The sequence below is a fragment of the Labrenzia sp. ATLA3 genome (genome assembly GCF_057180185.1).
Window position 1 is genome coordinate 717,252 of the sequence record NZ_JBXUKV010000003.1, and the last position, 21,424, is coordinate 738,675.

At 59.9% G+C, this 21,424-nt stretch carries 20 protein-coding genes; 11 read left to right on the plus strand and 9 right to left on the minus strand.

Annotation, left to right across the window (positions count from 1 at the left end; all coding sequences use genetic code 11):
- Nucleotides 1–7 precede the first annotated feature (7 nt).
- The 5 genes from AC2A6O_RS11300 to AC2A6O_RS11320 all read right to left on the minus strand — a co-directional run bounded on the left by AC2A6O_RS11300 (nucleotide 8) and on the right by AC2A6O_RS11320 (nucleotide 6,629).
- Entirely contained in the window at nucleotides 8–985 is a 978-nt protein-coding gene (locus tag AC2A6O_RS11300; protein ID WP_498927035.1) for an ABC transporter permease, read from the minus strand.
- A 14-nt stretch (nucleotides 986–999) separates the two neighbouring features.
- Complete coding sequence (locus tag AC2A6O_RS11305; protein ID WP_148583211.1) at nucleotides 1,000–1,974, minus strand: ABC transporter permease; 975 nt, start codon at nucleotides 1,972–1,974, stop codon at nucleotides 1,000–1,002.
- A gap of 77 nt (nucleotides 1,975–2,051) precedes the next feature.
- Nucleotides 2,052–3,635, minus strand: coding sequence for an ABC transporter substrate-binding protein (locus AC2A6O_RS11310; RefSeq protein WP_148583210.1), 1,584 nt, complete (start codon nucleotides 3,633–3,635; stop codon nucleotides 2,052–2,054).
- A gap of 115 nt (nucleotides 3,636–3,750) precedes the next feature.
- A complete protein-coding gene (gene argE / locus AC2A6O_RS11315) occupies nucleotides 3,751–4,920 on the minus strand; it encodes an acetylornithine deacetylase (protein WP_498927037.1) in 1,170 nt (389 codons plus the stop codon).
- 38 nt (nucleotides 4,921–4,958) lie between these two features.
- Nucleotides 4,959–6,629: an adenylate/guanylate cyclase domain-containing protein gene (locus AC2A6O_RS11320; RefSeq protein ID WP_498927039.1), complete on the minus strand. Its 1,671-nt coding sequence runs from the start codon at nucleotides 6,627–6,629 to the stop codon at nucleotides 4,959–4,961.
- Nucleotides 6,630–7,025: 396 nt separating this feature from the next.
- On the opposite strand from AC2A6O_RS11320, the gene AC2A6O_RS11325 reads away from it, so the two are divergent.
- On the plus strand, nucleotides 7,026–7,385 hold the full coding sequence (locus AC2A6O_RS11325; protein ID WP_148583208.1) for an ArsC family reductase: 360 nt from the start codon (nucleotides 7,026–7,028) through the stop codon (nucleotides 7,383–7,385).
- A 127-nt stretch (nucleotides 7,386–7,512) separates the two neighbouring features.
- Here AC2A6O_RS11325 and AC2A6O_RS11330 read toward each other — a convergent pair whose 3' ends face one another.
- A complete protein-coding gene (locus AC2A6O_RS11330) occupies nucleotides 7,513–7,929 on the minus strand; it encodes a YcbK family protein (protein ID WP_148583207.1) in 417 nt (138 codons plus the stop codon).
- Between the two features lie 189 nt (nucleotides 7,930–8,118).
- Here AC2A6O_RS11330 and AC2A6O_RS11335 point away from each other — a divergent pair, with 189 nt between their 5' ends.
- The 3 genes from AC2A6O_RS11335 (at nucleotide 8,119) to purU (ending at nucleotide 11,177) form a co-directional block, all read left to right on the plus strand.
- Complete coding sequence (locus AC2A6O_RS11335) at nucleotides 8,119–9,435, plus strand: aspartate aminotransferase family protein (RefSeq protein WP_498927042.1); 1,317 nt, start codon at nucleotides 8,119–8,121, stop codon at nucleotides 9,433–9,435.
- A 2-nt stretch (nucleotides 9,436–9,437) separates the two neighbouring features.
- Nucleotides 9,438–10,247 carry a beta-keto acid cleavage family enzyme gene (locus AC2A6O_RS11340; RefSeq protein ID WP_498927044.1) on the plus strand — a complete coding sequence of 270 codons (810 nt, stop codon included), beginning with the start codon at nucleotides 9,438–9,440 and terminating at the stop codon, nucleotides 10,245–10,247.
- A gap of 72 nt (nucleotides 10,248–10,319) precedes the next feature.
- Complete coding sequence (gene purU, locus AC2A6O_RS11345) at nucleotides 10,320–11,177, plus strand: formyltetrahydrofolate deformylase (RefSeq protein WP_148583204.1); 858 nt, start codon at nucleotides 10,320–10,322, stop codon at nucleotides 11,175–11,177.
- Nucleotides 11,178–11,274: 97 nt separating this feature from the next.
- Here the strand turns inward: purU and AC2A6O_RS11350 are convergent, their stop codons facing one another.
- Both AC2A6O_RS11350 and AC2A6O_RS11355 read right to left on the minus strand, forming a co-directional pair.
- Entirely contained in the window at nucleotides 11,275–12,201 is a 927-nt protein-coding gene (locus tag AC2A6O_RS11350; RefSeq protein ID WP_498927046.1) for a LysR family transcriptional regulator, read from the minus strand.
- Between the two features lie 443 nt (nucleotides 12,202–12,644).
- A complete protein-coding gene (locus AC2A6O_RS11355) occupies nucleotides 12,645–13,202 on the minus strand; it encodes a TetR/AcrR family transcriptional regulator (protein ID WP_498927048.1) in 558 nt (185 codons plus the stop codon).
- Between the two features lie 137 nt (nucleotides 13,203–13,339).
- Between AC2A6O_RS11355 and AC2A6O_RS11360 the strand changes: the two genes are divergently transcribed.
- Nucleotides 13,340–14,053: a DUF1295 domain-containing protein gene (locus AC2A6O_RS11360; RefSeq protein WP_498927050.1), complete on the plus strand. Its 714-nt coding sequence runs from the start codon at nucleotides 13,340–13,342 to the stop codon at nucleotides 14,051–14,053.
- Nucleotides 14,054–14,083: 30 nt separating this feature from the next.
- Here the strand turns inward: AC2A6O_RS11360 and AC2A6O_RS11365 are convergent, their stop codons facing one another.
- Nucleotides 14,084–14,680, minus strand: a complete 597-nt coding sequence (locus tag AC2A6O_RS11365) for a LysE family translocator (RefSeq protein WP_498927051.1) — start codon at nucleotides 14,678–14,680, stop codon at nucleotides 14,084–14,086.
- A gap of 106 nt (nucleotides 14,681–14,786) precedes the next feature.
- Between AC2A6O_RS11365 and AC2A6O_RS11370 the strand changes: the two genes are divergently transcribed.
- The 6 genes from AC2A6O_RS11370 to AC2A6O_RS11395 all read left to right on the plus strand — a co-directional run bounded on the left by AC2A6O_RS11370 (nucleotide 14,787) and on the right by AC2A6O_RS11395 (nucleotide 21,061).
- On the plus strand, nucleotides 14,787–16,196 hold the full coding sequence (locus tag AC2A6O_RS11370; protein ID WP_498927053.1) for an aminotransferase-like domain-containing protein: 1,410 nt from the start codon (nucleotides 14,787–14,789) through the stop codon (nucleotides 16,194–16,196).
- Between the two features lie 127 nt (nucleotides 16,197–16,323).
- Nucleotides 16,324–17,103 (plus strand): energy-coupling factor ABC transporter ATP-binding protein, encoded by a 780-nt coding sequence (locus AC2A6O_RS11375; RefSeq protein ID WP_498927055.1) that lies wholly within the window; start codon nucleotides 16,324–16,326, stop codon nucleotides 17,101–17,103.
- Nucleotides 17,100–17,708, plus strand: a complete 609-nt coding sequence (locus tag AC2A6O_RS11380; protein WP_498927057.1) for a CbiQ family ECF transporter T component — start codon at nucleotides 17,100–17,102, stop codon at nucleotides 17,706–17,708. The genes AC2A6O_RS11375 and AC2A6O_RS11380 overlap by 4 nt, the downstream gene beginning before the upstream one ends.
- A 145-nt stretch (nucleotides 17,709–17,853) precedes the next feature.
- Nucleotides 17,854–18,408: a biotin transporter BioY gene (locus tag AC2A6O_RS11385; RefSeq protein WP_148583198.1), complete on the plus strand. Its 555-nt coding sequence runs from the start codon at nucleotides 17,854–17,856 to the stop codon at nucleotides 18,406–18,408.
- Nucleotides 18,409–18,434: 26 nt separating this feature from the next.
- Complete coding sequence (locus AC2A6O_RS11390; protein WP_498927059.1) at nucleotides 18,435–19,877, plus strand: AMP-binding protein; 1,443 nt, start codon at nucleotides 18,435–18,437, stop codon at nucleotides 19,875–19,877.
- Nucleotides 19,874–21,061, plus strand: coding sequence for a thiolase family protein (locus AC2A6O_RS11395; protein WP_498927061.1), 1,188 nt, complete (start codon nucleotides 19,874–19,876; stop codon nucleotides 21,059–21,061). The genes AC2A6O_RS11390 and AC2A6O_RS11395 overlap by 4 nt, the downstream gene beginning before the upstream one ends.
- Nucleotides 21,062–21,424 lie beyond the last annotated feature (363 nt).

Below are 21,424 nucleotides of genomic sequence, written 5' to 3' on the forward strand. Positions count from 1 at the left end.
ACCGGCCTCACCTGAGTTTCGGGTTGAGGGCGTCGCGCAGCCAGTCGCCCAGAAGGTTGACGTTCAGCACCAGCAGCGCCAGCGCGAGACCAGGGAAAATGGCGATCCACCATTCCCCGGAGTAGAGGAAGTCGTTGCCGATGGCGATCAGCGTGCCGAGCGACGGCTGGGTGGGCGGCATGCCTACACCCAGGAACGAGAGGGTTGCCTCTGTGACAACGGCGAGGGCCAGGTTGATGGTCGCGATCACCAGCACCGGTCCCGTGACGTTCGGCAGGATATGACGCACCATGATGATAACCGAGGGAATGCCGATCACGCGGGCAGCCTGCACATATTCCTTGTTCTTCTCCACCATGGCGGAACCGCGCACCGTGCGCGCATATTGCACCCAGAAGGACAGCGCCAGCGAAGCGATCAGGATGTAGAAGGCGAAGACTTCCCGGTCGATTGAACCGAAAATGCCATGGGCGACGCCGTCGATCAGAAGGGCAATCAGGATAGCCGGGAAGGTGAGCTGCACATCGGCTATTCGCATGATGATGGCATCTACGCGGCCGCCCATATACCCCGCAACCAGCCCCATCGAGATGCCGATGACCGCGGCGGCGATGACGGAACAGAAGCCGACGATCAACGAGATCCGCATGCCGTAGAAGATGGCAGAGAGCATGTCGCGGCCCTGATCGTCCGTCCCCAGCAGGAAACGGGGGTCGGCATATTCCATCCAGACCGGCGGCACGCGGGCATCCATGATGGAGATCGACGCCAGATCGAACGGATTATGAGGTGCGATCCAGGGGGCGAGGAAGGCCAGAAGGAACAGGATGAAGGTCCCGCTGGCAGCCACGACGGTGATCTTCGATTTCAGGAACGAATGAAACAGGTCACTGTCGAGGAACCGGGCTATACGCCCCTGTTCCTGCACTGGCGCTGCCGCATTCTGAACCGTGGATTGGTCTTCTTCGTTGGTGGTGAAAGGCATGACGTCGGTCTCCCTTATGGCCGGCCGACGCGCAGGCGCGGGTCGATGAAGAAGTAAAGGATGTCGACGATGAAATTGATCGTCACGAACAGGAAGGCCGTCAGCATCAGGTAGGCGGACATGATGGGAATATCGACGTTCTGCACGGCCTGCAGGAACATCAGCCCCATTCCGGGCCACTGGAAAACGGTCTCGGTGATGGTCGCGAAGGCGATGATAGCGCCAAGCTGCAGGCCGGTGATGGTGATGACCGGAACCAGCGTGTTCTTCAGGGCGTGCCGGAAGTTCACCAGCCGGTCCGGCAGTCCCCGGGCCCGGGCGAACTTGATGTAGTCGGTCCGGATGACCTCCAGCATCTCTGCGCGGATCAGGCGCATGATCAACGTCATCTGATAAAGACCGAGCGTGATCGACGGCAGAATCAGTGCCTTCAATCCGGAAATTGTCAGAAAGCCGGTCGTCCACCAGGAGCCGATCTGAACGGTCTCGCCGCGGCCGAAACTGGGCAGCCATTGCAGCGTCACGGAAAACAGAAAGATCAGCAGGATGCCGATAAAGAACGTCGGTAGCGAAATGCCGATCAGCGACACCGACAGAAACAGCTTGGAAATAGGCGATTCTCGGTTGAGACCGGCATAGATTCCCATGGGAATGCCGACAATCAATGCAAACAGGGCCGAGGTGAAACTGAGCTCAAGAGTGGCCGGTATGCGCTTGGCGAAAAGCTCTGACACCGGCTGGCGGAACTGATAGGACGTGCCGAAGTCAAACTGCGCGGCATTGGTGATGAAACGGAAGAACTGGACCGCCACCGGGTCGTTCAGGCCCAGGCGTTCGCGCAAGGCTTCCCGTTCCTCGATCGAGGTTTCGATGCCGACCATCTGGTTGATGGGATCGCCGACAAAGCGGAACATCGTGAACGCAAGAAGGGCGACCACCAGCATGACAATCAACGCCTGCAAGATGCGGCGCGCTGCAAATCCAATCATTTCGGCTCTTTGAGTGCTTTCGTCATGAAAATACGCCCCCGGCGATTGCCGGGAGCGTCATGTATTGTGTCTACGGATCAGTTCTTGGTCACGAAGCGGAATTTGAACTGATTGTCAGCGCGCAGGACAACGTCCAGTTTGTCGGAAACGCCCCATGCCAGGCTCTGCTGGTGCAGCGGGATGTAGTAGGCGTTTTCGTGGCTGATGCGGAACGCTTCGGCGATCAGGTTGTCACGCTTTTCCGGATCGATCTCGACCAGGATTTCATCGGTCAGCTGGTCGATCTTCTCGTCGCAGAAGCCACCGTTGTTGAACGGAGAACCCTTGCCGGATTCGTCGCGGCAGTTCATCAGGTTGTCCAGAACGTTCCAGCTGTCGAAGGAGCTAGGGGTCCAGCCGAGCAGATAGAACGACGTGTCGTAACCACCGGAAGCCAGGATCTTGGCGAAGTATTTTGCCTTGGGCTGGGCATTGAGGTTCACCTTCACGCCGATGCGGGCCAGCATGGACGCAACGGCCTGGCAGATCGACTCGTCGTTGACGTAACGGTCGTTCGGGCAGTCCATGCCGATGGAAAATCCGTCCGCATAACCGGCTTCGGCCAAAAGTGCCTTGGCGGCTTCCGGGTCATAAGGATAACGCTCGAACTCGTCCGACTTGGAAAACAGCAACGGTGAGATCATGATGGCAGACGGATTGGACAGGTCCCGCATGACCTTCTTCTTGATGCCCTCGATATCGATCGCCTGATAGAAGGCCTTGCGCACACGGGCATCCTTGAGCGGGTTCTTGCCCTTGACGTCGGAATACAGCAGCTCGTCACGCATCTGGTCCATGCCCAGGAAGATCGTGCGCAGTTCCGGACCGGTCAGCGCAACGGTTCCCGCATTGTCGTTGATGCGTTTGATGTCCTGCACCGGGATCGGATAGACCATGTCCATCTCGCCCGACAAAAGCGCGGCAACGCGCGTTGCATCGGACCCGATCGGCGTGAATTCCACCGTATCGATATTGTGCTTGGCTTCATCCCACCAGCCGTCGAACTTTTCGTAGACGGTCTTCACACCGGCTTCATGGGTGACGATCTTGAACGGTCCGGTGCCATTGGCATGCAGAGCGGCATAATTGGGCGTGGTGTCGGAGGCTGAAGTGACTTTGACCGCGTCGTTCTCGGTCGTCCACTCCTTGTCCATGATGTAGAACGTATCCCACTCGTAGTTCAGGATCGGGTTCGGTCCGGTCAGAACGAAATCGACCGTGTAGTCGTCAACGATCTCGACCTTGGCATCGGCCGGGACACGGGTGGTCAGGTCGGAGCCTTCCGAGCGGACGCGGTCGACGGAAAAGGCAACGTCCTCTGCCGTGAAGTCGTTGCCGTTGTGGAACTTTACGCCCTTACGCAGGTGGAAACGCCAGCGATTCGGCTCGATGATCTCCCAGCTTTCGGCCAGCGCCGGCTCGATTGCCAGATCCGCGCCGCGCCGGGTCAGACCTTCATAGGCGTTGCCGAGCGACGAAAGGGTGAAAGTCTCGTTGAGACTGTAAGGATCAAGCGCGTTCAGCGCGCCTTGAAAGGCATATTTGAGTGTCTCTGCCTGAACAGCAGACCCCGTTCCCGCCGCAAGCATCGCTGCGGCGATGACAACTGTTCTTTTGATCATAGTGCCCTCGATTTCCGGTTTCGGCATTTTTCAATGGCGCATCCCCCTGCCAGGACCAGGCGCCAGTCGTATCAATTGCAACTATGACACTGTAAGCCTCTGAGTTCAAACCTGTTTAGCAGTCAAATTGCGACAACCTGTCTATCATTTTGTCTAGGAAGACAGCACAACGGTCGAGTTCGGACAGGGCTATGAATTCGTCCGGCTGATGGGCCTGATCGATGGATCCGGGGCCGCAGACCACGGTGGAAAGGCCGTGCTCCTGGAAGATCCCGCCCTCGGTGGCATAGACCACGACGTTGCGGCTGTTATCACCTGTCAGACGCCTTGCGGTCGTCTCGGCCAGCCCGTCCGGCTCTTCGGAAAGTCCCGGCACATAGGCCAGTTCACGCACCTCGATGCCGCAGTCCGGCGAGATGGCTTGCATAGCGGGCAAAACATCGTTTTCGATAAAGGCCCTGTAGGCCGCGACCCAGTCTTGTGCGTGCTCACCGGGCAACAGCCGGATATCAGTCACGAATTCGCAGTGCTGGGCGGTGATGTTATGCGCCTGGCCCCCGGAAATGGTGCCGCAATGCAAGGTGGTGTAAGGCGGTTCGAACGGGCACTCCGGATCTGCCTTGGCCCGGTTTTCCGCGGTTCTGGCATCCAGCCATCCGATCAGCCTGGCGGCAGTCGAAATCGCCGACACGCCCCGGTGCAACTGGCTGGAATGAACCGGGTGCCCCTGGATACGCGTTTTCAGCACGGTGATGCCCTTGTGCCCGGTGACGACTTTCATGCTGGTCGGTTCACCCACGATCACGACCGAAGGACGCGGGCCGTTGGCCAGCATTTCAGGGATAAGCACCCTGGCTCCGTCACAGCCGGTTTCCTCGTCATAGGACAAGGCGATATGGACCGGCCGTCGGAGCGGCGCGTTGACGAAGTCCGGCACCTTGGCAAGCACCGTCGCAGCAAAGCCCTTCATGTCCGCCGCTCCGCGCCCGTAAAGCCGGTCGTTTTCCTCCCAGGCGGTGAACGGATCCTGCGACCAGGCCTGACCCGCCACCGGAACCACATCCGTATGGGCGGACAGGACAGTCCCGCCATCAACCTCCGGGCCGATACGGGCATAAAGGGCGGCCTTCTGGCCGGTTTCGTCCAGCGCCCGCCCGCAGGCGACGCCCCATTGGCCGAGATAGTCTTCGACGAAGGCGATGAGGTCGAGGTTGCTTCGGTCGGAAACGGTGTTGAAGGAGATCAGTTTCTCCAGCATTTCCCGGGGCGTATAGGTCCGGCTCACGTGGGCTCCAGAGTTTCGTTTGAACGGAGGAATTTGCCTCAGGCGGAAACGGCATCGCCCAGGTGAAGACCATCTAAGCTTTTCACCGCGAGGATTTGCAAGGGGATTTCCTTGCCGCGAACCTTGATTTCGGCTTCTTCCGCACCGTCAATCCGGGCGCCGGCCGCATCGACCACGGCCTTGGAAACGACAAGGAAACTGCCGTGGTTCTTGTTTTCGGTTTCAAGCCGGCTGGCGGTGTTGACCACGTCGCCAAGCGCGGTCAGCCCGTCGCGTTTGCCCTCCGAACCGGCTGCGCCGATCCGGCCGAGGATGGCTGACCCGAGATGCAGCCCGACGCCCAGGCGAATCGGATCGCGAAACTGCGGCCCCTTCTCCTTGTCGAGCGATTTCATCACCGCCTCGATGCGGCGGCAGGCGGCAAGGGCTTGCCGGGCTCCGATGTCCGCGCTGCTCTCCATACCGAAGATGGCCATGATGCCGTCGCCAATGAACTTGTCGACATAGCCGCCCTCGTCCCGGATCGCGGTTGAAGCCTGGTCCAGATAGCTGTTCAGCAGATAGACGACGTCATAGGCAAGCTGGCTTTCGGTAATGCCGGTGAAATTGCGCAGATCCACGAACATGACCACCACATCCTGCTCGACACCCCAGTAATAGGCGTCCTTCAGGTGTTCACTGAGGATGGTGCTGGCCTTTACCGGCACCAGAGGCTGCACTTCCACGTTGTTTTCCGGCCGCACCTGGCAGGCCAGGCGAATGTCGTTGCTGGCGCCGATGCGTGCCAGCACTGCGGTTTCGGGAGGGGCGGGTCTTGGCAAATTTTCACCGCCGGAAATCATCTTCACGCGGCAGGTGGAGCATCTGGCGCGCCCGCCGCATACCGAGGCAAGCGGTATGTCGTTCATGCGGCTGATTTCCAGAAGCGTTGCGCCCGGCTGCGCCTTCACTGTCAGTCCGCCCGGGTAGACCACGGTCAGGCTGCGCGCTTTCAGGCCGAGCAGATACCGGATCAATATGGCCAGAAGACTGACGGCGATCAGGCCGAACACCACAGCACGGAACTGGACGACGACCTCGCTTGCCCACAATTGCTGCTCCGGGGTGACACGAAGGGTAACATCACGGCTGAGGGCAAGCCTGCGCGCCCCTTCGATCCAGCCCCAAATCGCCAGAACGGGCATGGCGAAGGCGAATCCCGCGGCCAGAGGTTTCAGCCGTTGGTACAACGGATAAAGGCGCAGGAAAAAATGCAGACCAATCATGGCGTGGATCCACACCACCAGCAGCAAAATCGACTGGTTGACCGCCGCATTCGGCCACAGCAGCGTGAGCATCTGTTCGTAAACGGGCAGAAAACCGAATTCCTGGGCAACACCCATGGTCATGGTGACATGCGGGATCAGAAGCCAGGGAATATAGAGACCGAGGGCGAGCTGCAGAAACTCCCAGCGGGAGATCTTCAACGTCCGTCGTTTGCTTGTCCGCCACAAGGCCAGCAGCACATGGGTCAGCGCGGCAAGGATCAGCAGGGTCTCTCCGGGCAGGCTTCGCCAGACCCAATAGTGCCAGATCGAAGCCTTATCCATGGCCTCAAAGGAAATGATGCCAAGGGCGTGGTTTGAAAAATGGCTGAGGCAGAACGTGAACAGGATCAGGCCGCTCCACAGCCGGAGCCGTTGACGCCAGTTGCCGCGTCCAACCATCATGTCGCGGGATTTTTTGCCCGTTTTGAGAGCTGGACCGGCTCTGTCAGAAGATTTGGCGGCCGTCTCGGGCGGGTGGGGCCGGCCTGTGCCGGGAACCTCTTCCTGCATAAATGTTCTGTCTCCGGTCTCGCTGCACCGATCTGCTGCCGGTCCGCCCTTTCAGGTGCCACTTCAAGCGCGGGCGGAGCCTGAGGTCAAGAAGACATAAGGCAAATGCGGCGAACTGTCTGTGAAAGCGGTCACAACGGGGAAAACTCCGGACTGGAAGGCCCTTAGGCGCTCATTTTTCTCAAAATTCCGGATTTTCTCCGACGACAGCCTTGCATCCCCGGCTCCAGTCGGCACATTCCGGACCAGAAAACCAGCAAGCAGACAACGAGCAACCGGGAAGAGGCGATGAAGGTCTACGGCATCAAGAATTGCGACACCGTCAAGAAAGCGCGGAAGTTTCTGGAAGAGGCCGGGGTGGCCTATGAGTTCCACGATTACAAGAAGGACGGGGTGGATGCTGACCGGCTGGCCGGTTTCGTCGGCGAGTTCGGTTGGGACACGATTTTGAACAAACGCGGCACCACGTGGCGGCGCCTTGATGAGGCGACGCAGGATAGTGTCGTCGACGCCAAAAGTGCGCTCGATGTGATGATCGAGAACCCGTCGGTGATCAAGCGTCCGATCGTGGCAGGCGAAACCAAGAATTTTGTCGGCTTTGACCCTGTGGCCTGGGAAATGGCGCTGGAGCTGGGCGAACTGAAATAACGCGAGCTCCTTGCCGGGTGAGCGAGGCCCACCGTCTGCCAGCCCCGCCGTTTTTCAGGCCCGGGCGCCCGTCAGGCCCGGCGCCCAAGAGGGCATTTTAGCAGGCCTGAACTTGCCGGGCCTGAACTTACCAGGTACGGCGCGGGCCGGTGTCGATGTGATAGTGGCCGGAAGAATAGTGCTTGTAACCGCCCACTTCCGGCTGTGCCTTCAAAAAGGCGATGACCGATGACGGGCTGCCGCGGACGGAGAAATCGACCGCGCGGCAGTTGAGGTGATAGGAATTCTTGGCGCCGCCCTTCCACCAGTTCTCAAGCCACCAGCGCTTGGTGGAACTGACGGTCACCTTGCCATATCGGGCCGCGACCCGGTTCAGAACCTTTTTCAGCTTGCGCGGAACGCACCACGAGCTGTCGTTATAGTCGATGGAATTGTGGGATGCCGTCACCCAGCCCATGCCGGTAACACCGGCGACAGTTCCGCAGCCGGCAAGTGTGGCGGTCAATCCTAGGAATACGATCCAGGCGATGAGGCGCTGACGCATGACGGGCGGCCTTCGGTTACTTCATTACAAATCTCGTCCCCCGTGCGCAGGCTGATCGAATTTTATTAAAATTCTAATGAAAAACATGGTTAACGCGCCGTCGAAACAAATGTTTCAGAGTTGGATATTTTCTGATACAAATGCGTCAGCCCGGTCCGGGCGCAGCTGTCATCAGCCGGATAACTTGCCATGTCTCATGTATTTCCCCGCCACACTAAAGCCGATCTTCCCGTCGCAGTCAGCGGCGACGGGTGCTACATCCTCGACCGATCCGGAAAGCGGTATTTCGACGGGTCCGGCGGTGCCGCGGTTTCCTGTCTCGGGCACAGCGACCCGGATGTGACTGCCGCCATCAAGGCCCAGGTCGACAGGATCGCATTTGCCCACACGGGCTTTTTCACCAGCGAACCGGCCGAGGAGCTGGCAGATCTCCTGATCGAGAAAGCGCCCGGCGATCTGGACCGTGTCTACTTCGTCTCCGGCGGTTCGGAAGCCATGGAAGCGGCGCTGAAGCTGGCGCGGCAGTATTTTCTGGAAAAAGGGGAAGCGTCCCGGCACAGGGTGATCGCCCGCCGGCAGAGCTATCACGGCAACACGCTGGGCGCACTGGCAACCGGCGGCAACCAGTGGCGGCGGGAACCCTTCGCGCCGCTGATGATCGACACCACCCACATCGCTCCCTGTTACGAGTACCGGGACCGCCGCGAGGGGGAAACCGCCTTCGACTACGGCCTACGGGTCGCCAACGAACTGGAAGCCGAGATCCTTCGGCTGGGGCCGGAAAATGTCATGGCATTCGTCGCCGAACCGGTCGTTGGCGCGACGGCGGGCGCCTTGCCGCCGGTTGAGGGCTATTTCAAGCGGATTCGCGAGATCTGCGACAGCCATGGCGTGCTTCTGATCCTCGATGAGGTCATGTGCGGCATGGGCCGCACGGGAACGCTGTTCGCCTGCGAGCAGGATGGCGTGGCGCCGGATATTCTGTGCATCGCGAAAGGGCTCGGCGCCGGCTACCAGCCGGTTGGCGCCATGCTGTGCGCGTCCGCTATTTATGAAGCCATCGAGACCGGCTCCGGCTTTTTTCAGCACGGCCATACCTACATCGGCCATCCCGTCGCCTGCGCGGCGGCACTGGCCGTGTTCAGAAAGCTGACCGGCGGCGTCGCCGACCGGGTCATGCCGATGGGCGAGAAACTTAACGCCGCCCTCACCGACGCCTTCGGCCAGCATCCGCATGTTGGCGACATTCGCGGGCGTGGGCTGTTTCGAGGTATCGAACTGGTGGAGGACCGGGCCTCCAAGGCTCCGTTCGATCCTAAAAGAGGTATCAGCAAGGCCTTCAAGAAAGCGGCCTTCGAGGCTGGCCTTATCTGCTATCCGATGAGTGGGACAATTGATGGCGTAAAGGGCGACCATGTCCTGCTGGCCCCGCCCTTCATTCTGGAGGACAGCCACATCGGCGAGATAACCGACAAGCTTGGCCAGGCCTTCAAGGCGGTCTTCTGACCATGCCCCCCCTGTTTACACCTCCGCCGCTACCGTTGATCATGGTGGCCCCGAACGGTGCGCGCCGGACCAAATCGGACCACCCTTGCCTGCCGATGACCGTTGCCGAAACAGTTGCTGCGGCAAAGGCCTGTTTCCACGCTGGCGCCGGCGCACTTCATGCCCACGTACGCGATGTCTCCGGTGCCCATGTGCTGGATGCGGGGCGTTATCGTGAGCTCTTGTCGGAAATGCGTGTTGCTGTGCCGCAAATGCAGGTTCAAATCACGACGGAAGCTGTTGGAAAATACACCCCGGAACAGCAACGCGAACTGGTCTACAAGGTCAAGCCTGCAGCAGTCTCCGTCGCCCTTCGGGAAATGGTTCCGGAAGGCGAGGAAGACCAGGCGAAGGCTTTCTACAATTGGGCAGTTGGCAAGGCGTGCGCGGTCCAGCACATCGTCTACAGTGCGGACGATCTGGACCGGTTTTTTAATCTGGTGGCAGCTGGCACCCTTGCGGGAGAAAGCCATCAGCTGCTGTTTGTACTGGGGCGCTACGCGGCCGGCCAGGAAAGTGCACCGGAGGATCTGGTGCCGTTTCTGGACAAGCTGGCGGAACGCGGCAGTGGGGTGTCGCTGGACTGGGCGGTCTGCGCCTTCGGACACCGGGAGACGGAGTGTCTGGTGGAGGCGGTCCGGCGGGGCGGCAAGACAAGGATCGGTTTTGAGAACGGCCTGTGGAACAGGACCGGCGACCGTGCGAAAGACAATGCCGACCGGGTCAACGATCTGGTATCGGCCCTGAAGGAACATAGTCTGATGCCTGCCTGATCATTCGGGCCGGCATCCGGCACGAAGCAATATCAGCGGGCTGCGGCCCTCAAGGTTGGAGACTGGAATACTATGGCGGATAGCCTTTACGTTCTGACGCTGTCCTGCGCGGACAAGCCCGGCATTGTGGCGGCGGTCACGACGGAGCTGGCGGATTTCGGCGCCAATATCGCCGAGAGTGACCAGTTCTGGGACCGGGTGTCCAACCAGTTTTTCCTGCGCATTGCCATGCTGGCTCCGGAAGGCGTGAGCCTGGAAAGTGTCCAGAAGGCACTCGACCCGGTCATCAGCCGCTTCGACATGAAGGCGAAACTGGTCGACACCGCCAAGCGGCCGAAGGTCATCGTGATGGTGTCCAAATTCGACCATGCCATGCTGCACCTTCTCTACCAGAGCCGCGTCGGCTGGATGGACGCCGAAGTTGTGGCAATCGTTTCCAACCACACCGACAGCCAGCGTACGGCCGAGCATGAAGGCATTCCGTACTACCACTGGCCGGTGAACAAGGAAAACAAGGCCGAGCAGGAAGACAAGCTGCTGAAACTGGTCAAGGAAACCGGGGCCGACCTGGTGGTGCTGGCCCGTTACATGCAGGTCCTGTCCGACAACCTTTCCAAGCGGCTGTTCGGCAAGATCATCAACATCCACCACTCCTTCCTGCCGAGCTTCAAGGGCGCAAAGCCGTATCACCAGGCGCACACCCGCGGCGTCAAGATGATCGGTGCCACCGCTCACTATGTGACGCCGGATCTCGACGAAGGCCCGATCATCGAGCAGGACGCCGACCGCGTAAGCCATTCGCTTTCCGCTGACGACTTCGTTGCCCGCGGCCGCGACATCGAATCCCGCGTCCTCGCCCGTGCCGTCAAATACCACCTGGAAAACCGGGTCATGATCGTCGGCAACAAGACGATCGTGTTCACGCCGTAAGGCAAGGCTTATTGCCGGAAAAGATTTGGCCCCGGTCGTCTGACGGACGGCCGGGGCTTTTGCATGGACTGAGAGGCTGGCTGGTGCCGGGATGGCGTCAGTCAGTCACAGCCACTGGCGCTGCGACGGGCATGCCGTCGTTTTTCAGTTCCGCATGAACCCAGTCGCGGAACAGCCGGATCTTGCGGCTGGAGCGCAAGGCCGGTGGGTAGCTCAGATACCAGCTTTCGTTGTTCGCCCGGCAAGTCAGCTCGAAGGGCTGGATCAGTTGGCCGCTCTCAAGGGCCGTTCTGCAGAAATACGGGGTCAGGATGGCAACGCCCTGGCCTGCGATGGCTCGGTTGGCCTCAAGCGCCTGCGACCCCATGCGCGAGCTTGGATGGCCGCTCAGATCGACATTCGGCAGTCCGGCTGCCTCGAACCACATCTGCCACCAGGGATCCTGCGGATCGACCAGCGGCAATTTCAGGAGGTCTTCGGGCTTGCTGATGCCGTCAATTGTTTCCGCAAGCTTCGGGCTCAGCATCGGCGTGAAGTCTGCGCGCACGATTTCATGGGCGGGCCAGGTTTTTGGCGGTGCCTTGCAGGCGGAAATCACGATGTCGGATTCGTTGAAATCCGGCTCCGCATTCGGACCATAGGGCACGATGCGCACGCCCACATCCGGGTTCTTCATCTGGAATTCGAACAGACGGTAGGCCAGCCAGTTGACGGCAAACGTGGTGTTGCTGGACACCACAAGCTGGCTGGAGTTCTTTTCGGAAATATCCTCGAAGGCGCTGCGAAGCGAGGAGAAGGCATCGACCACCCGCGTTGCCAATTGTGCGCCGGAATCGGTCAGCTCGATCTTGCGGGCCTTGCGCGTGAACAGCTGAAAGCCGAGGCGGTCTTCCAGAACCTTGATCTGATAGCTGACGGCCGCCTGGGTCATGCCCAGCTCGTCCCCGGCCTTGGTGAAACTCAGGTGCCGGCTTGCAGCTTCGAAAGCGCGGATCGCGGACAGCGGTGGTAAATGCGATGACATGCATAAATCTCCCTTATGCATATCTATTGAGATTTCGTTGGTAAGACAAGCCGGATCCGTCGATATGTAGCTCACTTAAATCAGGAGTTTCCGACGTGTTCAGGCGCTTTCAAACGAAATCAGGCTGTGTGACTCATCAACATAACTTGGGCTTTTCATTCAAAACTATGATCGGTTCCCTGTTCACACGGTCAGCGATGCCGCGCCGCAAACGTATCAACGTGGCTGATCTGCCGGATGATCTGCGCCGGGATATTGGCTTTGGCTCAGACCGACATGAATCGTCTTTCGAAGCGCGCTGGCAGAGGGAGCTGAAGGACCTGCAGCGCTAGTTGAATTTCGATACCTGACGTGTTTCCGGCTGCGGTCTCCCCTGTAGCCGGTCGGGCAGATCCGGTGGACGTCTGTTGCCGGATCTGCCTCTTCTCCCGCGCTGTATTCAATCAGCCGAGTTTCCTCAGGGCGGGAAGAAGGGTCTCATAATCCAGCGTGCCGCCGGTGAAATGGCGCATAAGCAAGGCACCCATCAACAGGCAAAGGGCGCTGTCGGCTGCCTCGCTCCCCACAACGCCTTCCACATGCCGTCGAAGATGGTCATTGGCCAGTTGCATGGCGGGGTCGGCGGCGATCTCCGTGGCGGTCTTTCCCCGCAGATAGTCGAACAGAAGCGACATTTCGCTGGCAAATCCCGGTTCCAGGCTCCTGGCGAAATCGATCAGGGCGGTGCCCGGGTCTTGTGGCGTCGGGCCCTGTAAAGCTTTGCCGTGTGAAGCCGAGCCCGTGTCGCCCCCTGCCGTCATCTCCCTCATCACCGTTTCCGTGCAGGCCAGGAACAGGCTCTTCTTGGTTGGAAAGTAATGATAGAGCGCGCTTTTCGACAGGCCCAGGGCTTCGGCGACCTGCCGCATTCCAAGACCCGAATACCCGAGCTCGGAGAAAAGCGGCGCGGCCTTCCGGGCAAGTTCAAGCCGGTAGGCTTCGTGGTCGATCTGTTTCGGCATTATTTCGTCCAGTTGGTCGATAAACACATTGACCAGATGCAGCCGCTTCGTCTAGATTTCTTTTTAGTCCACTTGGTCGAAAAAGAATTTGCCGTTTGAAGGGCTCGACACCCGGCTTCGGGGTCGAAGGAGAAGTCATGGCACAGTCCGGAGGCGTCAGCCGTCAGCACGATAAGTCGCTAAAGCAGAAATTTGTTTTTGCGGCCCTTCATCTGGCGAGTTTTCTCGTCAGCATCTGGCTGCTTCTGGGTGGCGGATTGGAGCTGATAGCCTCGTGGTTCGGACAGGCAGATGTTGTGTCCGATCCGCAGCGCGGATTGCTTCTGCTCGCCTGTACCCTGCTCTACTTCACGCGCCACCTTCTGACGTTGTTCTATCTGCTGGCCCGGAAAGTGGCGTTTTCGGAAGTGTTCGGACTGGGCGCTTTCATGGCGTTCTTTGAAATCGGCTTCCTCGTGCTCGGCTGCGGCGTATTCCGGCAGACGGTTGTTCCGTTCTCCCTTATGGACGGTGTGGCCCTGGCGATGGTCCTGGTCGGCTCGTTTCTCAACAGCGGGTCGGAACTGCAGCGCAAATGGTGGAAGCGAGACCCGGCAAATCGTGGCAAATGCTACACCGGCGGTCTGTTCGCCTATTCCATGCACATCAACTATTTCGGCGACACCTTACTTTTCACCGGCTGGGCCCTGCTGACACACAGCCTGGTGGCCCTATCGGTGCCTGCGTTCATGGCCGTTTCTTTCGTTGCCTTTCATATCCCGGCACTCGATGCCTATCTTTCGCAGAGATACGGTGCGCCATTCGATGCCTACGCGGCGCGGACGAGCAAGTTCATCCCCTTCGTCTATTGAACAGCGCGGCCGCAAACCCTTTCTCCGGCCTCAGATAACCAGCGCCCACACCGTTGCTGCCAGCATGGCAATTGCCATGGAAACCGTAATGGCGCGCATAATGGTGCCATCGCCGATCAGGGCGAGAATGGAGACGCCGGCCAAGGCCCAGAGGGAATGGAACACCATCCCGCCAAGAGTGAAGCCCGCTACCAGGATCATTGCGTTTTCGTGGATGCCAAGCCCGTTGCCGGCCAGAAAGGTTGAAAAGGCGACGAGGTTCATCGCCCAGGTTTTTGGACTGAGCGGGTGTATCAGCAGCCCTTCCCAAAAACTGGGCAGGGCAACTTCGCCTTTCGGTTTGACGCTGAGGCAGATGATCCGCCACGCAAGATAAGTCATATAAGCCATGCTCAGTACCTTGAAGACGGTCACCACCAGCCCGCCAGCCGCCATGACATGGCCAAGGCCATAGGCAACACTCAGCTTGAGCGGCAGGGAGCCGATCTGCGAGGCGACAATCACGGGAAAGGCGGTGCGGTAGCCGGCAGACGCGCCGATGGCCAGAAAGGTCAGATTGCCCGGACCGGGCGTGCCGGTCATGACGATGACGAAGACTGCGAAGGCAAGAAACGTCGCGTAATCCATGGGTATCTCCAGACAAAGCATCGAGTGCATCGATACAATCGATACAAAATAGCGGAGATACTAATTGTCTTGAGCTATTGTATCAGTCAATGATAACATTGTTCTCATGACAATGTGGATTCCGAACATTGAAGCGGCCTCCGGCCCGATTTATCTGGCGATCGCCGATGCGCTGGAAGCCGACATCAAGACCGGTGCGCTTGCCCAGGGGGACAGGCTGCCTCCGCAGCGAGAACTCGCCTATCAGCTCGGTGTTACGCTAGGCACCGTCACAAGGGCCTATGGCGAGGCGGAACGGCGCAGGCTGGTGAAAGGGGAAACCGGGCGGGGCACCTATATTGCGTCTGAAACCCAGAAGGTTTCGCCACTTATTCCAAAGGAAGACGAGCCGGAAACCTGCGATCTGGCGCGCAATTTCGCTTATCCGCACCTCAACCCCAGTCTTTCCGACGGTCTCACGCGGATGGCTCGAACGGTGGGGATCGACCTGCTGAACGGCTTCGTGCCCTCGGAGGGCCTCAAGGCCCATCGCGAAACCGGTGCGCTTGTCTTCAAGGACTATGGTCTGGACGCCGACCCGGACAGGGTGGCGGTGACCTGCGGCGCGCAGCACGGAATTCAGGTCACCTGTCAGGCTCTGTTTCGCCAGGGCGACGCGGTTGCCGTCGACCGGTTCACCTATCCTTCGATCTTCAGCTCCTTCGCCAGCATCGGTCTGAAGCCGATACCCCTGCCCGCGCTGACGCGTGACGACGGCGGTTTCGGCGCCATGGACCCTGCGGCCCTTGCCCAGGCCGCGAAGGCTAACGGCGTAAAGGGCGTCTTTCTGATGCCGAACATGCAGAACCCGACCACCCACACAATGTCCGTCGAAGAGCGGCAGGATCTGGTCGCGGTGGCCCGGCAACATGGCCTGAAGATCGTCGAGGATGATCCCTATACGCCTTTTCTGCCTGATGCCTTGCCTGCCTTCGGCGCGCTGGCGCCTGAACTCACCGCCTCCATCGCCAGTATCTCCAAGGTCTGCTCACCCGGCAGCCGGATCGGCTTCGTTCATGTGCCCGGGCCATTTGGCGACAGCATTCGCAACAAGATCGGCGAAAGCACCTGGATGGCCTCCCCCATCACGGCGGAACTGATCGCCGGCTGGGTGCGCGAGGGGCATCTGTTCAAGACCCTGCGTTTGAAACGCAAGGCGAACCGCACGAGATTTCTGGCCGCACGTGACCTGCTGGCGCCCCATTTCCTGCAAAGCGATGTCAACAAGGTGTTCGGCTGGCTGCGCTTGCCGGACACCGTCGATCCCGACGCGTTGCAGAATGCGCTTGGCCATCAGGGCATCTCCGTGCTGTCGTCCCGATATTTCCAGGCGAAGGACTATCGGCCCGCGCCGTATCTGCGTCTGACCTTTGGATCCGAACAATCCGACGACCGGTTCCGTTGGGCTCTGGAGCGCATCAGATCGACCATTGGCCAATTGGCCGAATTGCCCGATCTGACGCGCCCGGTAGGGTAGAGGCTTACCGCAAGAGGTATTTCCGCTGAACGACCGTCAGTCTTTGACAAGACGGCAGATCCAACCGATAAGCTGCGCGCGAACAGGGACCGGCCGTTGCAGGAAGCGCCGCCCGCGACGAGGTGACATGGCATTCTGGCCCAAAAGCAGAAAACCCACGGCGGAGCACCGGGTCTGCAATCCGGACGCCAGTCCCTATGCGGTATTCGATCGGGTCGGCCTGAAGGTCGGAAGCGTGCCTATCCTGAAAGATCTCACTTTGCAGCTTGCAGAGGATCGGATCGGGATCATCGGTCTGAACGGATCAGGCAAGAGCTCCTTTGTGCGCCTTTTGAATGGTTTGCGCGCCCCGACAAGTGGCAATCTCACGCTTTTTGGGGCACCGTCCGACGAGGCGGAACTGGAATTGCCGCGCCATGTCGGCTTCGTGTTTCAGAACCCGGATCACCAGGCCATTTTCCCGACCGTTGAGGAAGAGATCGCCTTTGGTCTCACCCAGTTGGGGGCAGGCAAGGAAGAAAGTCGCAGCCGGGCGCGCGCGTTCCTTGCGCTTCATGGCTGTGAGGGACTTGCCGGCAAGCCGATCACCGAGCTTTCCGGCGGGCAGAAACAACTCATCTGCATTCTGGCGGTTCTGGTTATGGAGCCGCGCCTTCTGGTGCTGGATGAACCCATGTCCAGCCTCGATGCCCTGACCACGGTGCGGATCCGTCAGAAGATCCTCTCGCTGCCGCAGAAAATCGTTCTGGTCAGTCACGATCTCAGCCAGTTTGACGGCTTCGACAGACTGCTCTGGCTGGAGGGCGGGCGTTTGCGCATGGATGGCGAGCCTGATGCTGTGCGCGCGGCCTTTCAGGAGGACGTCCTCTCGCGTCAGGACAGGGACGTGGAGATTGCCGAGCTATGATATCTGTCTATCTCCAGGGCAATAGCTGGGCTCACCGCCTGCCCGCGGGTCTGAAGCTGCTGGCAGTCGCCCTCGCCAGTCTGCTGTTGCTGCAGTACACGTCCTTCTGGGTCCTGCTGCCGGCTCTGGCAGCCGTTCTCTTGTGTTACGCCTCCCTTGGACGCGATGGTCTGGCGCAGCTGAAGCTATTGCGGGCAATGTCGTATCTGCTTGCCGCGCTTCTGGTGCTGCACTGGGTTTCCGGAAGTCTTCTGGAAGGGGTCGCAATCATCCTGCGGCTTGCAATCATGATCCTGTCGGCGAATTTCGTTTCGGTCACCACCCGGATGGACGACATGCTGGACGCCGTCCTGCCGTTGTTCAAACCGCTCGAGATTTTCGGTTTCTCTCCCCGCAAACCAGCGCTGGGTGTTGCGCTGGTGCTGCGGTTCGCGCCTTACATGCTAGTGGTCTTTGCTCAGCTTCGCGAAGCCTGGCAGGCGCGAACAGGCACGCGAAATTCGTGGCGTCTTCTGGCGCCATTCGCTATCCAATCCCTGAGCATGTCGGATCATGTTGCCGAAGCGCTGAAGGCGCGAGGCGGGTCGCAAGGCCTGTCAAGATGACCTAAAAGAAGCCGGTGTTGACTGGCACTCGGCTGAAAACTGGGCTATCCCGCTCAGTGATGACGATTTCGGGGCCCCAACCCATCCGTTCAGTTCGTGGGTGAGTGGCAGTCCCATTGTTCCTGAAAAGAAGGTCGAATTCATCATGGCTGACAGATCACTTGTGCACGTTGCTTTCTATGCCGCGCTCATTTCGGCCCTGGGCCTTGTTCCGCCAGTTGCAATCGCCTTTCTCGGTGGCGTACCGATCACGGCACAGACCCTTGGTGTGATGCTGGCCGGTGTCATGCTCGGCCCGATCCGGGGCGCGCTTGCTGTGCTGCTGTTCCTGTTTCTCGTCGCGCTCGGTTTGCCCTTCCTGTCCGGTGGTCGTGGTGGCCTCGGCGTTTTCATGGGCCCGTCGGTCGGCTTTCTGATCGGCTGGCCGGTCGGAGCGCTTGTGGCTGGCTGGATCATGCAGTCGACCCGAGAGATGAACATCCTGGCTGCCGCCGCCATCTCCGCCGCGGTTGGCGGCATCCTGGTGGTTTATGCCATTGGCATTCCGGGTGTTGCCATCATGGCCGGTCTGTCCCTGCCGAAAGCCGCGCTCGGCAGCTCGGTCTTCATTCCAGGGGATCTGGTCAAGGTCGCACTGACGGCAGTCATCGTTCAGACCGTCGCGCGCGGTCTGCCGGGTGCCGTTCTCTCACGGTCGTAACAGCGACCACAGGGCCAATCCCTCTCATGCCTTTTGTCGGCGACAGTCTCGGCCGGTTTGCCAGCCAGAAAGCGTCTGCGTCCGCACTGACATGCGGCTCGCAGACTTTCTCCTGGCAGGACCTGGTTGATAGCGTCGGCCGGATCGAGAACGCGCTTCGGACGCGATCAGGTCGCGGTGGATACGTGGTCTTGCGCTTCCGGGATCCGGCTGCGCTGATCGTCTGCTTCCTTGCCTGCGCCCGCACCGGTCGCATTGCCACGGTCATGGATCCGGACTGGCCCGCAACACAGGCCGCAACGGTTCTTGACGCGATTGCACCTGATTTCGTCATTGATGATGGAAGCTTTCGGTCGTTGCGTGAAGGCAGCAGCGGGTCCGCCGGGGACCTGATGGCACCGGAGACGCCACCGGATGAAGGCGATCTTTTCTACGCAGGGTTCACGTCCGGTTCCAGCGGCGTTCCCAAGGGCTATGTCCGGTCCCATGGATCGTGGATTGAGAGCTTCAAACTGTCCGCACAGGCCTTCGGCATTTCGCAACATAGCCGCGTCGTCCTGCCTGGCCAGCTGACCCATTCGCTTCACCTTTATGGCGCCGTCTGCGGCCTTGCTTGCGGCCAGCACGTGGTGCTTGTGCCGCGGTTCGATCCGCGCGTGGTGTTGAGAGACCTTGGCAGCGCGGCAGGAGGTTCGGTCCTTTATGCGACACCGACCCAACTGCACTTTCTGGCTGAAACCGCCCGGCGCAGCGGGACTGTTGCCGCGGTGAAGCAGGTTCTTGCGAGTGGCGCCAAATGGCACGAAGCGGACCGGCAGGCGTTGAAGTCGGTTTTCCCCGAGGCTCGCCTTTTCGAGTTCTATGGAGCTTCGGAAACCAGCTTCATCACTCTGGCCTCACCCGAAGACGATATCCCCCCTGGATCGGTTGGAAAGGCCGCGCAAGGGGTGGAGATTGCAATTGGTGATCCCGCCGCTCCCGCGCGCCCTGGCAGTGCTGGCTTGATCTGGATCCGGAGTGGGTTGCTGTTTTCGCACTATATCTGCGGGACGGCGCCGGATACACTCTGGCAGGACGGCTGGCTCACCGTTGGCGATCACGGTTATATCGATGACCGGGGGGTCCTGTTTCTGACAGGCCGCGAAAACCGGATGGTCATCACCTCCGGTCTGAATGTCTACCCGGAAGAGGTTGAGGCCGTGCTGGCCGAGCATCCGTCTGTCGCGCTGGCCGTCGTCGCGGGGCTTCCGGACCGTGTTCGTGGTCATCGGCTGGAGGCCGTGGTCGAACTGAGTGCACCCCTGGCGGACGCCGACCAGATATTGCTGCGTCATTGCCGCGCCCGGCTTTCGCCCGGCAAGGTGCCCAGACACATTCACATCCAGGCAAAGATACCGCTGACGCCAGGGGGCAAGCCGGATATTCAGAAGACCGTGGCGGACTTGGCGAAAGGTGGAGGCAGCGTTTGAATCAGAACCGCAAGGCAGTGATTGCAGCAGCACGGCGCACAGCGGTTTGCCCGCGTGGCGGGGCACTTGCCATGTTGCAGGCCGACGAGCTTGCGGCGCCCGTTCTCGATCAGCTTATTGTGGACGCCGGTATCGAGCCCGGAGATGTCGATTGCGTCTTTCTGGGCAACGCGCTTTACGGTGGCGGCAATCCGGCGCGGCTTGCAGCACTTCGCGCCGGGGTTCCGCAAACGGTTGCCGCATTGACCATCGATACGCAGTGCTGTTCGGGCCTGGACGCAATCCTCATGGGCGCACGCATGATCGAAGCCGGTGCGGCCGAGATTGTTCTGGCAGGCGGTACGGAAAGCTTCAGCCGGGCGCCGATCCGAATGACCAGACCTGCGGACCGGGGAGCGCCATCCGTTGCCTATGACCGGCCTGCCTTCGCGCCCGCGCCGTTCGACGATCCGGACCTCGCTGAAGCCGCCGCCCAGCTTGCCGCCGAAACGGGCACGACAAAAGAGGCTCAGGCAGCCTATGCCGTCGCTTCTCACAAAAAGGCGGTGGCGGCGCAGGAGTATCTTTTGCAGCGACTGGTCCATGCCGGCGGATGCTTTCCGGAGAAGGATGGCTTCACGCGCAACCTGTCGCTCAGGACGGCTCTCAGGGCGCCCGTACTGGCCGGCACCCAGGACACTGGCCTCAGCGCGGCTACGATCGCCTGCGAGGCGGATGGAGCTGCCGCGGTGCTTCTGATGTCCGAAGACCTCTTTCACCAGCGCTTTTTTCAGCCGGCAAACGGCAACCGGCAGGCTGGTCTGAAAATTCTGACCGGCCACAGTGCCGGCGGTAGCCCGGGAGATCCGGCTCTGGTTCCGATAGACGTGGCGAACGCCATGTTTTCGGAGCTCGACATCGGAGCGGGCGAACTGGCGGCAACGGAACTCATGGAAGCCTATGCGGTTCAGGCAATGGTGACTGCCGAGAGGCTGAACCTTGCATCTGAGGGTGTGAACCGGACGGGCGGCGCTCTTTCCAGAGGACATCCGATAGGCGCATCAGGCGCAATTCTGGTTGTTCATCTGTTCGATCAGCTGACCGGCGAGGAGGCCCCTGCGGAAGGTGCCCGAAACCTGGGCATGGCGCTGATTGCAGCAGCCGGCGGACTGGGCTCAGGCATGCTGGTTTCGCCGTCTGTGTAGAAAGGTGGATAAGTACTAACTATCTGAAAACAAATTCGTTTCCCGTCAGTTTGAAAGTTTTTTCGCTTTTTTTGATTTTTTTCGAAAACGGTTGTTGACGGGTTGGGGTGAGGTGCGTATAACCCGGTTCATCGACGGCGGCAACGTCGCTGGCGACAGGGTTTTGTGACCTTAATTCCAGAAAATTGGTCCAGGTGGCCGAGCTTGATGGTTCGGCGAGTGGGTTGTTTTTGTTGAGTTTTGGTTACGGCTTGAGAGGTTTTAGAGCCTCTGTTCTTTGACAATTTGATTATTGAAGGAAGGGAAGCGTAGGCGGCGTTGGCCTTGCGATCTCAGGCTCTTTCGGGGGTTTGGGGTTTTAAG

What these genes read in the sequence shown, in the direction of transcription:
- AC2A6O_RS11300 (WP_498927035.1), bottom strand. Translation starts at nt 985, where the DNA reads ATGCCTTTCACCACCAACGAAGAAGACCAATCCACGGTTCAGAATGCG.
- AC2A6O_RS11305 (WP_148583211.1), bottom strand. Translation starts at nt 1,974, where the DNA reads ATGATTGGATTTGCAGCGCGCCGCATCTTGCAGGCGTTGATTGTCATG.
- AC2A6O_RS11310 (WP_148583210.1), bottom strand. Translation starts at nt 3,635, where the DNA reads ATGATCAAAAGAACAGTTGTCATCGCCGCAGCGATGCTTGCGGCGGGA.
- AC2A6O_RS11320 (WP_498927039.1), bottom strand. Translation starts at nt 6,629, where the DNA reads ATGATGGTTGGACGCGGCAACTGGCGTCAACGGCTCCGGCTGTGGAGC.
- AC2A6O_RS11325 (WP_148583208.1), top strand. Translation starts at nt 7,026, where the DNA reads ATGAAGGTCTACGGCATCAAGAATTGCGACACCGTCAAGAAAGCGCGG.
- AC2A6O_RS11330 (WP_148583207.1), bottom strand. Translation starts at nt 7,929, where the DNA reads ATGCGTCAGCGCCTCATCGCCTGGATCGTATTCCTAGGATTGACCGCC.
- AC2A6O_RS11335 (WP_498927042.1), top strand. Translation starts at nt 8,119, where the DNA reads ATGTCTCATGTATTTCCCCGCCACACTAAAGCCGATCTTCCCGTCGCA.
- AC2A6O_RS11340 (WP_498927044.1), top strand. Translation starts at nt 9,438, where the DNA reads ATGCCCCCCCTGTTTACACCTCCGCCGCTACCGTTGATCATGGTGGCC.
- purU (WP_148583204.1), top strand. Translation starts at nt 10,320, where the DNA reads ATGGCGGATAGCCTTTACGTTCTGACGCTGTCCTGCGCGGACAAGCCC.
- AC2A6O_RS11350 (WP_498927046.1), bottom strand. Translation starts at nt 12,201, where the DNA reads ATGTCATCGCATTTACCACCGCTGTCCGCGATCCGCGCTTTCGAAGCT.
- AC2A6O_RS11355 (WP_498927048.1), bottom strand. Translation starts at nt 13,202, where the DNA reads ATGCCGAAACAGATCGACCACGAAGCCTACCGGCTTGAACTTGCCCGG.
- AC2A6O_RS11360 (WP_498927050.1), top strand. Translation starts at nt 13,340, where the DNA reads ATGGCACAGTCCGGAGGCGTCAGCCGTCAGCACGATAAGTCGCTAAAG.
- AC2A6O_RS11365 (WP_498927051.1), bottom strand. Translation starts at nt 14,680, where the DNA reads ATGGATTACGCGACGTTTCTTGCCTTCGCAGTCTTCGTCATCGTCATG.
- AC2A6O_RS11370 (WP_498927053.1), top strand. Translation starts at nt 14,787, where the DNA reads ATGACAATGTGGATTCCGAACATTGAAGCGGCCTCCGGCCCGATTTAT.
- AC2A6O_RS11375 (WP_498927055.1), top strand. Translation starts at nt 16,324, where the DNA reads ATGGCATTCTGGCCCAAAAGCAGAAAACCCACGGCGGAGCACCGGGTC.
- AC2A6O_RS11380 (WP_498927057.1), top strand. Translation starts at nt 17,100, where the DNA reads ATGATATCTGTCTATCTCCAGGGCAATAGCTGGGCTCACCGCCTGCCC.
- AC2A6O_RS11385 (WP_148583198.1), top strand. Translation starts at nt 17,854, where the DNA reads ATGGCTGACAGATCACTTGTGCACGTTGCTTTCTATGCCGCGCTCATT.
- AC2A6O_RS11390 (WP_498927059.1), top strand. Translation starts at nt 18,435, where the DNA reads ATGCCTTTTGTCGGCGACAGTCTCGGCCGGTTTGCCAGCCAGAAAGCG.